The organism is Dyadobacter sp. HNCC25DJ186 (assembly GCF_056895235.1).
This window is the reverse complement of the sequence record NZ_JBXHAS010000007.1, coordinates 1-12,555: the sequence shown is the minus strand read 5'-3', so window position 1 is coordinate 12,555 and position 12,555 is coordinate 1. Positions and strand designations below refer to the sequence as shown.

General features: G+C 41.0%; 11 protein-coding genes. 7 read left to right on the top strand and 4 right to left on the bottom strand.

Annotated elements, in window-relative coordinates:
• The first annotated feature begins 86 nt into the window (after positions 1-86).
• The 3 genes from AC1XUO_RS19925 to uraH all read left to right on the top strand — a co-directional run bounded on the left by AC1XUO_RS19925 (position 87) and on the right by uraH (position 1,710).
• A complete protein-coding gene (locus tag AC1XUO_RS19925) occupies positions 87-692 on the top strand; it encodes a Crp/Fnr family transcriptional regulator (protein WP_483331535.1) in 606 nt (201 codons plus the stop codon).
• A gap of 65 nt (positions 693-757) precedes the next feature.
• Positions 758-1,291, top strand: a complete 534-nt coding sequence (locus AC1XUO_RS19920; protein WP_483331534.1) for a GlcG/HbpS family heme-binding protein — start codon at positions 758-760, stop codon at positions 1,289-1,291.
• 11 nt (positions 1,292-1,302) lie between these two features.
• Positions 1,303-1,710, top strand: coding sequence for a hydroxyisourate hydrolase (gene uraH, locus AC1XUO_RS19915; RefSeq protein ID WP_483331533.1), 408 nt, complete (start codon positions 1,303-1,305; stop codon positions 1,708-1,710).
• 36 nt (positions 1,711-1,746) lie between these two features.
• On the opposite strand, the gene AC1XUO_RS19910 is transcribed toward uraH, so the two are convergent.
• Together AC1XUO_RS19910 and AC1XUO_RS19905 are read right to left on the bottom strand one after the other, a co-directional pair.
• On the bottom strand, positions 1,747-3,444 hold the full coding sequence (locus AC1XUO_RS19910) for a hypothetical protein (protein WP_483331532.1): 1,698 nt from the start codon (positions 3,442-3,444) through the stop codon (positions 1,747-1,749).
• Between the two features lie 73 nt (positions 3,445-3,517).
• Positions 3,518-4,540, bottom strand: a complete 1,023-nt coding sequence (locus AC1XUO_RS19905) for a toxin-antitoxin system YwqK family antitoxin (protein ID WP_483331531.1) — start codon at positions 4,538-4,540, stop codon at positions 3,518-3,520.
• A 96-nt stretch (positions 4,541-4,636) separates the two neighbouring features.
• Here AC1XUO_RS19905 and fcl point away from each other — a divergent pair, with 96 nt between their 5' ends.
• Together fcl and AC1XUO_RS19895 are read left to right on the top strand one after the other, a co-directional pair.
• Positions 4,637-5,578, top strand: coding sequence for a GDP-L-fucose synthase (fcl, locus tag AC1XUO_RS19900; RefSeq protein WP_255717857.1), 942 nt, complete (start codon positions 4,637-4,639; stop codon positions 5,576-5,578).
• 185 nt (positions 5,579-5,763) lie between these two features.
• Positions 5,764-6,237: an Lrp/AsnC family transcriptional regulator gene (locus AC1XUO_RS19895; protein WP_090340796.1), complete on the top strand. Its 474-nt coding sequence runs from the start codon at positions 5,764-5,766 to the stop codon at positions 6,235-6,237.
• Between the two features lie 103 nt (positions 6,238-6,340).
• On the opposite strand, the gene AC1XUO_RS19890 is transcribed toward AC1XUO_RS19895, so the two are convergent.
• Both AC1XUO_RS19890 and AC1XUO_RS19885 read right to left on the bottom strand, forming a co-directional pair.
• Positions 6,341-7,837 (bottom strand): DUF4301 family protein, encoded by a 1,497-nt coding sequence (locus AC1XUO_RS19890; protein WP_483331530.1) that lies wholly within the window; start codon positions 7,835-7,837, stop codon positions 6,341-6,343.
• Positions 7,838-7,968: 131 nt separating this feature from the next.
• Complete coding sequence (locus AC1XUO_RS19885; RefSeq protein WP_483331529.1) at positions 7,969-10,284, bottom strand: ATP-dependent helicase; 2,316 nt, start codon at positions 10,282-10,284, stop codon at positions 7,969-7,971.
• Positions 10,285-10,578: 294 nt separating this feature from the next.
• Between AC1XUO_RS19885 and AC1XUO_RS19880 the strand changes: the two genes are divergently transcribed.
• Both AC1XUO_RS19880 and AC1XUO_RS19875 read left to right on the top strand, forming a co-directional pair.
• Positions 10,579-10,932, top strand: a complete 354-nt coding sequence (locus tag AC1XUO_RS19880; RefSeq protein ID WP_483331528.1) for a hypothetical protein — start codon at positions 10,579-10,581, stop codon at positions 10,930-10,932.
• A 125-nt stretch (positions 10,933-11,057) separates the two neighbouring features.
• Positions 11,058-12,365: a hypothetical protein gene (locus tag AC1XUO_RS19875; protein ID WP_483331527.1), complete on the top strand. Its 1,308-nt coding sequence runs from the start codon at positions 11,058-11,060 to the stop codon at positions 12,363-12,365.
• The last annotated feature ends 190 nt before the right edge of the window (positions 12,366-12,555 follow it).

Below are 12,555 nucleotides of genomic sequence, written 5' to 3'. Positions count from 1 at the left end.
TTTGCAGATCATTATTTATATCTATTGGTATTCAGCCGCGCCGGTGCCGGAACAGTTGAAACGTTGATTATCATTTCACTAGTTATATGGCAAATATAGAGTCAATAAACGAACTGCCGCTGGTATATCGGCCTTTGGCATCTTACATATTGCACCGACATAAAATTGGTCCTGAAAAACTTCAAGATATATGCTCTTATTTTCAACCCATAAAAGCTCACCGCAAACAGTTACTGATAGATTACGATGAGACTTGCAAAGTCTACTACTTCATTAATTCCGGATGTCTACGTCTTTTTACAGTGAGCAACGCAGGCGTTGAAACATCCCGTTATTTCGCATTTGACGGCATGTTTGTCACTGCCCTTCCCAGCTTTATAGACCAGAGACCAGCACTGGAGTATCTGCAGGCCATCGAAAAGTCCGAACTTCTTGTAATTTCCAGGAAAGACTTTTTTCAACTCGTAGATACCGTGCCTGAGTTCAGTCAAATCTACAGAGAAATTCTTGAATTGGGTTTTGTTAATGCCCAAAAACGCATTTATGGGTTTCAGGGATTTAATGCGCTGGAAAAAGTAAAGTGGGTCATCGAATCACAGCCAAATTTTTTGCTTCGGGTATCCAATAAAATGGCCGCTTCCTATCTGGGAATTTCTCCATCTACGTTAAGCAGGACAAAATCAATGCTTTAAAAACGTTGACATAGGTCAACACTTCCGGCAGATTGAAATTGTAGTTTTGCAAAAAACAATTTACAATGAAAGTCAAACTGCTCATATTAACATCCATATTTCCGGGCATTTTGCTTGCGCAAACAGTTAATCCCGACCAAGGGGTTTCTACCCAAGCAACCAGCTATCTGAGCCCTTCATATCAGTTAACACTTGATGCAGCAGTTGCACTTGTAAAACAGGCGAGAGCTTGTGCCAGCGATTTAGGGAAATCAGTCACCATTTCAATTTTGGATGCGGCAGGTCAAGTCATTCTCGTCAGTCGCCAGGAAAATGTTGGACCACACAATACGGAAGCAGCCCGAAGGAAAGCCTATACTTCGGTTTCGACCAGAACCCCCACCTTGGTGTTGTCAAGAAATGCACGGTCAAATCCTGATACAGAAAATTTGGCAAATCTACCGGAACTGCTGCTACTTGGTGGAGGCTGCCCTCTTTGGTATGAAGGTAAGCTGGTCGGTGCTATTGGCGTTGCAGGCGGAGGAAGCCCTGAGAACGACGATTTGATCGCAAAATCGGCTGGTATCTCAGAGGCAGGAATATTAACACAAATTAATTAAACTAAAAACACATGAAAAACTTAATTCTTACGCTGAGTTTAGCGTTGAGTACTACGCTGGCCTTCGCACAGACCAAAACGTTCCAGTTATCAAGTCATATCCTTGATATTTCCAAAGGTATGCCCGCATCAGGTGTACCCATCCAACTTGAAAAGATGGACACAGATAAAAAAACATGGTCAGTAATTGATGAAAAAATCACGGATGCCAATGGCCGCATCTCCAACTTTCTTAGTTCTGAAAAAGCTAATGAAGGTATTTACAAATTGACGTTCTTGACAGCAGATTATTTTAAAAGCCAGAATGTACAGAGTTTTTATCCCTTTATCGAAGTAGTCTTTGAAATTAAAGTCAGCAAACATTATCATGTTCCAATTACACTATCTGCATACGGTTATTCAACTTACAGAGGCAACTGACATAATGAATGCAAAATATTGTGGCAATTCAAACTTTTAATCCTCCTTCCAGGTCTTATTGGTGCAGAAAATGGTGTTTTGACCATTCTTCCGTACCAATAAATAAATCCGGTACAAGCCTGGTTCCACAGTTGCCGAGTGGAAATTCACATAAGCACCCTTATTAAAATACATAAATCTGCGAAGCGTGGTTTTCAGCGGAACCGGATATTGCGTTTGTGCAGACGCATAGGTATGCTCCGCAGATTTTAGTATCACATAAGCACCATCCGAATAATTTTTTTCTGCCGGGAAGAAGTCTTTCTCGAAATTTACAACAATGTAACTACCGTCTTTTTTAACCGTATCAGGCTCATAAACTTTCGGACATGGTATAGAATCTGTTGCCAAACGAGGATTCCAGCCTTCCGTCAACGGATCTTCTGAATTATAATAGGCTCGTATTTTTTCAAACCGCGCCTGATCCATCGAAAACATTTTTACCCCTAGCCAGTCTGCATTGTACCGTGCGTTGAATTCCTGCACGATCGCCATGCGACGGTTATTGATTGCCAAAGCGAAATTGCTGTGAAGGATGATCAGATTTAGAAAAATGACAAAGGGCACGATCGTGGCAACTGAAAAGCGTAGCGAAGGCCTTGATGTCAGGGATAGTAACCCAAAATAAAGAGCGATACACCAAAGCGTTGAATACATCCGGTAACGACCTTTGAACATCCCTTCAAAAGTATCAGTCGGGATACGTTTATAAACCAACGCAAGTGTGGTAACGGCTACAAAGGCTGCAATTCCCAATGAAAATAATGCTCCTGAATTTAAATACGGCGTTTTCCGCCAGGCTGCATTCCATAGCAAAATCCATTGTTTTCTAAATAAATAGATAAGTGCTGCGATCATAATAAATCCTGCCGCGACAGCCGTCATCAAAACTGAATTTGCTGCATCGTAAGCAGAAATCGTCGCAATGGAACCAATAAATCCGAAGTATCCCAGAAACCCTTCTTTGACTTGCTGCGGATTAGAAAAATCAAGATTTTGCGTGATCGGCGTGAAGTCTATAAAATAAATAACAGCAATAATGCCCGTTACCAGCACAGTGATGACAAAATCTCTTTTGCGCCCCATAAGCCAGGCTATTAATCCAATAACCGGAAAAACCATAAGTCCGTTTCCGTAAGTAAAAGTCGCCAGAACTGCGAAAACGATAGCGATATAATGTTTTTTCGGATGGTGTGTTGCAAAATAAAGTGCGCTCAAAACAAACAGCAGAACGCCGAAATTACAAAGGGAACTTACACCCCAGAAGACATTTTCAAATGACTGGATTGAGAACCAAAGCCACATCACGGGCACAAAGTACCATACTGAAAGCCGGAAATATCGGAATGCTTTGTAAAAAACGAATGCGCAGGCCGTCCAGCAAATATTCGCCACGATCATCGGCCAAATCAAATTGATCCTTCCAAAAATCGAATGGAGCAAAAGAATAATGGAGCGGGAAAAAACCAGCCTGTGTTCAGGAAAAAGTTCCGTAAGCCGTTTCCAGCGATCGGGCCAGGAAGCGTCTTCAAAACCCGGGATAATACCTAAAATCAGGATGTCATCGAAAGCTATATAATTGATATTCAAAGCTATTACTTTAAATACCAAAAAATAAATAAGTACAGGAATTATGCAAAAAATTACTGCAAGCCAGGTTTTAGTCCTGGCAAAATTAAGGAAAGCTTGAAACATACAATGATTAGGCTCGTGTTAATCCAACACGCGAATAAAGTAGATGGACAGCAATTTCCACCCATTCGAACGATTAATTTTCAACTTCTTCCTCAACCGAGGCGCGTGGATCTTTGGTATAATCGTAAAGAAGTTTACCTTTTTCATCCCACTCCCGCAACACAAACGGTTCAAACTCTTCATCCCAACTGGTTTTCGGATATTGAATTTCCTTTTTGCGCTGGCGACGGTACTGGAAGTATTCAACCCAGCGACCAACTTTTTTTCCATGATCAAGCTTACCGCTTGCCATTAACTGGCCCTCGTCATAAAATTGAAGAAATTCCCCGGACGTTTCGCCAAACATCACCGGCACTACTTCTTTTAACTTTGTATGTGCTGAGTCATAATAGGTTATACGGGACTCGGCAGGAAAACCCTTATCCCAAACTGCCTTATCAATTAAGTTAAATTTGGTATCATATTTGACCCAACGGCCATCCTTCACACCCATGTAGTAAAAACCTTCCTCTATCAGATTTTCTCCAACATACTTTTTATATGAGCCATGCAGCAAAAGCGACTTTTCTTTATCCTTAATAATGGCAGAGCTTAGCTTTTTCCCCTTGGTGTCATACCAGCGTGTTTCGGTGGCACGCGCGTAATTATTTAATGGTTTCGGCTCTTTCAGGACGTGAAAAGTTTCGAGCGTAGTTCTGTCACCACTGCCATATCGGATGTCCATCGCCACCATCGGCACATCTTTATACATCACTTTTGCAAGCCGCGCTTTTTCCTTTTTTAATTTGCGGTCCGCTTTCTGGCTTTTGTATTCTTTTACTTTAAGCCCAAGATCCGGAATCGTTTCGCCGAAAAGGGAAGTAAGAGACGTGGATTTGCTATTTCCGCCGGGAAGCGTAGCAGTTGCAGCAGGATCCAGCCCGGAAACGAACGATTTCAAATCCTTCGAACCTGCTTTTTTCGCTTTCGCAGAATCGGGATCAGCTGCTTTTGGAAGCCATGACGGCGGTGTAAACTCCTTTGTTTCAGTCTGCGCCCAAGCTCCCTTCACTAGGAAAATGGTTAGGAAACACCAGACCAGAATAACTCTTTGCATGTGTATTGAATTTTTCTTCAGGGTAAGATTGTTACTTTTGTAACGAATTGGGTATTAAAGATATTGATTTTTCATCCTACAAATTTACATAACACATTGGAAAAAAGCGCTAAAATTTATATCGCAGGACATCGCGGTATGGTCGGCTCGGCGATTCACCGTAAACTCACTGCTGAAGGTTTTAACAATTTTGTATTCCGCACCTCCTCAGAACTTGATTTGCGTGACCAGGCATCTGTAAAAGATTTCTTTGAAACAGAACGCCCGGAATATGTTTTTCTGGCTGCTGCGAAGGTAGGAGGGATTATGGCTAACAATATTTATCGTGCAGAATTTTTGTTCGATAACCTGCAAATCCAGAATAATATCATCGACAGCGCCTACCGGGTTAATGTAAAAAAGCTGCTCTTTTTAGGCTCATCCTGTATTTACCCAAAATTAGCACCTCAGCCACTTCATGAGGATTCTCTGCTTACGGGAACGCTGGAACCGACGAATGAACCTTATGCAATCGCTAAAATTGCTGGTATAAAAATGTGCGAGGCATACAGAAGTCAGTATGGCTGCGATTTCATTTCGGTGATGCCAACAAATCTTTACGGCCCGAATGATAATTATGATCTGAATAAGTCCCACGTACTTCCCGCCATGATCCGCAAATTTCATGAAGCCAAGGAGGAAAATAAACCTGTTGTGGAGCTGTGGGGCACGGGTTCGCCTTTACGTGAATTTTTACACGCCGACGATCTGGCTGATGCGTGTTACTTTCTGATGCAAAATTATAGCGAGCCGGGTTTCCTTAATGTCGGTGTCGGCAGCGATGTGACGATTAAAGAATTAGCTGAGCTTATTCAGAAAACGGTAGGTTATGAAGGTGAAGTTCATTGGAATACGGACAAACCAGATGGTACGCCGCGCAAATTGATGGATGTCAGCAAGCTTCATGCATTAGGCTGGAAACACAAGACGGATCTGACTGAAGGAATACGTATAACGTATCAGGACTTTTTACAGAAAATAGAGGCTTATTCCGTTTAATAAAATAGATATTAATGGGTTTTACAAAAGTATCACCCAACAATTCAGTACTAAAAGGCCATTTTACCTATTAAAATTCTTTTTTTTGACAAATTTTCAGTATAAAGTTACAATTATCTTCGGGAAACTAATTAGTTTTGCAGCGTCCTGAAAAGTGGGGCTAACTATAAACCATGTTATAAGCAATGTCTGCTATCATTAAATTAGACCAGATAGACCGTAAAGTACTGGAGATCTTACAAACGAATGCCAAGATAACGAACGCACAGCTTTCAAAGGAAATTGGGCTTTCACCGGCTCCTACACTTGAACGTGTAAAGAAACTTGAGCAATCAGGAATTATTAAAAGTTATCACGCACAATTAGAACCAGAAAGAGTTGGTCTAGGCGTAAGTACATTCGTGCAGATTTCTTTGGTTGGCCACAGAAAAGCTGTTACTGAATCATTTGTTGAAAAAATACATGCAATTCCGGAAGTAATCGAATGTCACCATATTACCGGTACAGGCGATTTCTTGCTAAGAGTAATTTCAAAGGATATCAGCACTTACCAAAAACTGATGTTGGAAAAAATAAATGAAATTGAAGAAGTGGCAAGCACACAAACGATGGTGATTTTGTCAACTTTCAAAGAAAGTAAGGTTTTACCAATTCCTTGAAATATTGCCCCTGACAGCATGACATTAGGAAAATTATTCCAATAAAAAACGTCGGACCCGTTACGGATTCGACGTTTTTCCTGTTATAACTATGCTGTTGACACTATTGGTGCTGTTCGCGCAACAGGTCGTTTACTGTTTTTACCGGATTGAAAGTGATCAAAGGAACTTCAACGAAAAGCGTATTCCAGTTCGCCATCGATCCGTTCCACAGACCAGGCAATTCCTGTGCTTTCAACTCTTTTCCGTCCTTTGATTTGTAGGTTATAAAGCCAGTAAGCGGATCGCGGAATTTTTTGAGGTCATATAACTCCCCGTCTTTATTTTTGATCGCACAGACCAGATCAACCGGATTAAAATGGGTTGAATTTTTGAAAATACCATTTTGCTGTTCGTTGTCAACGTCAACCTGCGCCGATTCCACGATTTGCAAAGAAGAAGATCCATCTGCGTTTTCTGCCCAGAAAGGACCGCCACCAGGTTCTCCCTGATTTTTCACCATACCGCAGGCACGTAAAGGACGATCAAGCTTACCAACGAAATAGTCCTTTTTCTGATCATCAGACCAGCTTTCGTAAGTTGCCGGCGGCACAACACATAGTTCCTCACGGAAAAAGGTATCAAGTTCTGAGAACAATGAAGCATCAGCTCCTGCACTCAATTTATCAAGATAACCAAATATTCTTCTCTGGAATTCAAGTACAATACCCGCCAGTGCTTTTTTGTAAGTAACAGTATCTCCTTTAATTCTGTCAGGAACGACATTATCAATATTTTTGATGAAAATAATGTCTGCATCAAGCTGACTTAAATTTTCAAGCAAAGCGCCGTGTCCGGCCGGACGGAACAATAAACCGCCGTCTTTTTCGCGATATGGCGAATTATCCATGTTCACAGCAATGGTATCCGTTGAGCTTTTTTGCTCGGAAAATGATACCATATACTTCACACCGAACTCACTTTGATAGGTCGGCAATACTTCGACAACTAACTTTTCGAATTTATCACGGTGTTCCGGTGATACTGTAAAATGGATCTGAACGTTGCTTCCGGCATTCGCATAATGAGCACCTTCCACCAAATGTTCTTCCAGTGGCGTACGCGAACGGCTATCATAATTATGGAATTTTAATAATCCTTTCGGCAATTCTCCGTATCCTAAACCTTTGTTCAAAAGGAAGTAAGAAACGATTGTTTTTTCATCAGCAGAAGAAATATCGATTCCATCTGACGCCATGCAAGCCTTTAAATCTTCATAAAAAGCAAATTCGGTAAGTCTGGCAAAAAATTCGTCAACAGATTTATCCTTTTTATCTTCCTGTAAAAAGCTGAATAATGACTTAAACATACGTGTCGCGGCTCCGGAAGCGGGAACAAACTTCAATAACGCCACTTCGCCGTCAGACGAACTTTTGTCAAACGCCTTAATGACCAGTTCAATCTGTGCATCTGACAGACGAATAATTCCATCCCCAACTGTTGCCGCTTTTGACAAATGAAGAAACGGAAACCCGTTTACAAAATAATGAACCTGCTCCTCTACTACTGTGGCATCGCTTCCGCGTTCCTGAATCTGTTGAAGGTCTTTTTCGATGAACATAATTTAATCGTTTAAAAAATAATCATTAGTACATCGCCATAAGAGTATTAAATCTAATGAGTCTCGTGGCGGTGCGTGGTTTTACATTATGTAAAGTCCTGTATCATCGTACTATAACTATGCAATACGATTTATTTCACTATTCTTAATTTGGCGAAACTGAGTAATAAAGTTTTGTCACCCACTTTATCAAATTTTACTGTTGCCTTGCGGTCGGTTCCGTTCACATCCATCTTAACAACCGTGCCAAAACCAAATTTGGAGTGTTCCACTTTATCGCCTTCGGCAAGATCATGGGTATCACTAGGCACAAAATCGGAAGAAGGTATGTGAGATGATGCGGCAGTGGCCGGCCTAGGCTCTGTCGGTCTTCTCGGGCTCAGGTTTTTGACAAAGGACATAGGCGATGAAGATGAACCTTCACGACCAATTTCTCTTTGAAATGATTGAGAAATATTCAGATATTTTGCATCAACTTCCAGTAAAAACCGGCTTGGTTCACACATTTTCAGGCGTCCCCACTGGTAACGGCTTTCCGCATAGGAGAAAGTAAGTTTCTGTTCAGCACGGGTTATCGCTACATAAAAAAGACGGCGTTCTTCTTCCAGATCCTGCCGGCTTTCCAGCATCATCTGGCTTGGAAAAAGATCTTCTTCCAAACCAACAATAAAGACATTTCGAAATTCCAGACCTTTTGCCGAGTGAATGGTCATCATTGTAACCCGGTCATTATCCTCGTTTTCATCCGGTTCATCGGCATTTGTCAAAAGTGAAACCGATTGAAGAAAAGCACTTAGTGTTTTGTCTTCATTTTCTTCACTATCAACAAACTCCTTGATCGCATTCAGCAATTCCTGGACGTTTTCATAACGCGAAAGCCCTTCGACGGTTTTATCTTCATACAATTCACGAAGAAGTCCGGATGTTTTTGCGATATGTGATGCCACCTCAAAAGCATCTTTCCCTGCCTCGATCATCAACATAAAACTTTTGATCAAAGTACTGAATTGCTCAATCGGGGTAATAGTACGGCCAGTTGCGTAATTACCGATATTACTCACAACTTCCCAGATAGGAACATTATTTTCAGCCGCTGTTACTGTAATCCTGGCAACGGTTGTATCGCCAATCCCGCGTTTCGGAAGATTAATAATTCTTTTGAATGCTTCTTCGTCGCGCTGGTTGACCGTAAAACGCAGGTACCCTAAAATATCTTTAATCTCTTTTCTTTGATAAAAAGATTGTCCGCCGATAATCCGGTATTTAATTCCCAGTTTTCGAAGCGCTTCTTCAAAGGAACGTGACTGTGCATTGGTACGATAAAGAATTGCAAAATTTTCGTTTTTAAGCGATTTCTGCATTTTCTCCTCGAAAATGGCTCCGGCTACCAAACGTCCTTCTTCATTATCAGAACCCGCTTTGATCACGTCAATCATAGAACCTTCCTCATTAACGGTGAAGGTTTCCTTTTTTAACTGGGATTTATTTCGGGCTATAACGGAATTTGCAGCATTTACGATCGTGCTCGTTGAACGGTAATTTTGTTCAAGTTTAATGGTTTGAACATCCGGAAAGTCCTTTTCAAAATTCAGAATATTCTCAATATTAGCGCCGCGGAAAGCATAAATACTTTGCGCATCGTCACCTACAACGACAATATTCCGGTTAACTGCTGATAATTTTCTGGTGATGAGATACTGCGAAACGTTCGTATCCTGAAACTCATCCACCATCACGTGCTGGAATTTGTGCTGATATTTGTACAAAACATCAGGAAAATCGCGAAACAAAACGTTTGTATTAAAAAGGAGATCATCAAAATCCATCGCATTCGCCTGAAAACAGCGCGTTACGTAGGTTTTGTAAATCCGCCCGATTTCCTTCATTTTGGCCGCTTCATCATCTGCCTGGATTACGGCATTGTTGATATAATCGTCCGCAGAAACCAGTCTGTTTTTCGCTCCGGAAATACGGTTATAAACCACATTGGCTTTGTAAACCTTATCATCCAGATTGTATTCCTTTATAATACTGCGCAATAACGACTTGGAATCGTCCGTATCATAAATCGAAAAATCGCTGGTATAACCCAGATATCTTGCTTCGATCCGCAGGATTTTGGCAAAAACAGAGTGAAAAGTACCCATCCAGATATTTCTCGCTTCTGTTCCGACAGCACCTTCGATACGTTTCCGCATTTCTCCGGATGCCTTATTGGTAAAAGTCAGGGATAAAATACGAAATGGATCTACGCCATTTTCAATCAAATGGGCAATCCGGTAAGTAAGTACTCGTGTTTTTCCTGAACCGGCACCGGCAATAATCATTAACGGACCATTACCATATACCACGGCCTGGCGCTGCGGTTCGTTCAGTGTATCTAAATATTCTGGCTTGCTCAATCTATCTCCCTCCTTATGTATATTATTCGTATCAGTATTCTTCATTCGTATCGCACAAAACCCAAAGTTAGGAAAAACCGGCAAATGCACTCTTTTCTATTCTATATATGATCAAGAGTTTACAATCATTTAACCGGAAAATTAAAACATCGTGACAAATAGAACGTCCGCCTTCTGTTATTGGTTTTGATAAAACAGAAACAAACCGGAGATTTGATTAATCGTCAGCAATTTGATGTGATTTTTCCTTTCCTATATATAGGTATAAATTATTGTACTGGTTAAATAAGGCTACGGGCTAAGTTTTGACTGATACATATTAACAGACCAAGAACTAATATGAGCACATTAAATATAGAAGACCAACCCCTGGAAGCGCAATGGGAACATTTACTTCAGACATTGGAAGAACTGCTGGGCAAACGACCAAGTGATCTCAATGGCGTATTATTTCTGATAGGCGTACAGGAATTGGGACAGGGCGCTAAAAGATTTACCAAAGAACAAAAACAGGATCTCATGCACGTAGGAATATGTAAGGTATTAAGTCTGTCTTCTTATTATCTGTTTGAAAAAAGGGATAAGGACGGCTGGCCGCATTATACACTAAACCGGGCATTGCCTCAGGGCGGTATTGACAAGCAGGAAGCGTTGTTGAAGATGCATGTGATTGAGTATTTTAGAAATATTTAAGCTTCTTGCGGTTTAAGGTTCGTATATCTTTTAATTATTAATCCTAAAATATTTTTGTACACCCAGAATATTATTTGAATATTGCATCTTCTTTTTCACACACAATATCTTGCAATATTTATATCATGAACAATTCCTCTATATTCTCCTGGATCTGTATTTCTCTGGTGTTGGCTTTTTCAGAAGGATGTTCTCCCAAGAAGAGCGAGGTAAGTCAACCACAGTTCAGGCTGCTGTCTTCCGAAAAAATAGTATTCAATTCTTTTGTGGATTGTAATATGGCAGAAGCCTGGATTGGCGATACCTTCAGAATCTTCCCCGGCAAATACGGCGAAGATCCACTTTGGGGTAATGCAAAAGATCTCAAATTTGCCAATGGAAGTAATGCAGATGAAGCATTTAAGAGTAATCCCAGCCAATTTTCAGATCCTGTGCTGCCAAAAAATGCTCCGGTTGGCAAACCCGGTTTACATGGTGCTGTATGGTTTGAAACCGTTTATCAGGAATCGCACGATAAATCAGGCAACACCCTTTACGCCGTTTATCATAACGAAAATTATCAATCGACACTTCCCTACGATTCAATAACCAGGGAAGGATATAAAAATGAAAAGTGGCCTCAGGGGTTAAAAGGGCCTGAAAGCCCCGCAGCGGTGTGCAGGATCGGGATTATGAAATCAACAAATGGAGGAAAAAACTGGGAAAACAAAGGTATTTTCATCGAAGATCTTAATCCCCGGATGATTTTAAAACCTAACAACATCTCCAACACATTTGCTGGTGGCGTTGGTGATCCATCCGCGGTGGCAAGCGGAGAATATCTTTATCTATTCTATGGAGAGTACGGCTATCCCGGTATTTATGATGAACATACCTATAAAAAGGAAACGGAATGGGGAGGGCAGTGCATAAGCGTAGCCCGTATCGCATTAAAAGATTTGGATAATCCTCAGGGTAAAGCAAAAAGATGGGATGGGACTGGTTTTGGTGCAGCTTACAATAGTTTTGGAAAACCCATAAGCAGTTTGCAAATTCCCTTGAAAGCAGGAGGAGGACCCGCATCATCCGCAACGGGTGGGTTTTATTGGGGGCCATCTGTAAGCTGGAACACCTATCTGAATTGCTGGGTTATGTTAATGGCAAAGGTAGTTGGTAAATCATGGCAGGGTAGTCAGGTTTATATTTCATTTAATAAAAATCCTGAACTGGGGATTGATGCAAACAGCCAAAACTGGTCAGAACCACAACTTTTGTTTGAGAAGCCTGGTTACATCCTTTGGTATCCCTCTTTACAGCCGCTTGGTACACAAGAGCATATTGTTTCAAAATACACAAGCCTCAGGCTAGGGAAAAAGGCTCGTTTTTTCGTGAAAAGAATAAAGCCAGGTGATGACCAATATGCTTCAGAGCATACGGTCGAGTTTTTTCGGTAGGCCCACCATATTAACACTCCCTTCCTAAACATACTATTAATCATAAAAAAAATTGACAACTAAACTTTTGATGATTAGCGAGTTATAAAAAAAGATAAAATTATTTTAATTTTTTTTCTTCCAGGACTTGCATATCAAAAATAAATGTAGGACTTTTGCACTCCCAATCGGGTAGTACGGCGCTGAAAAC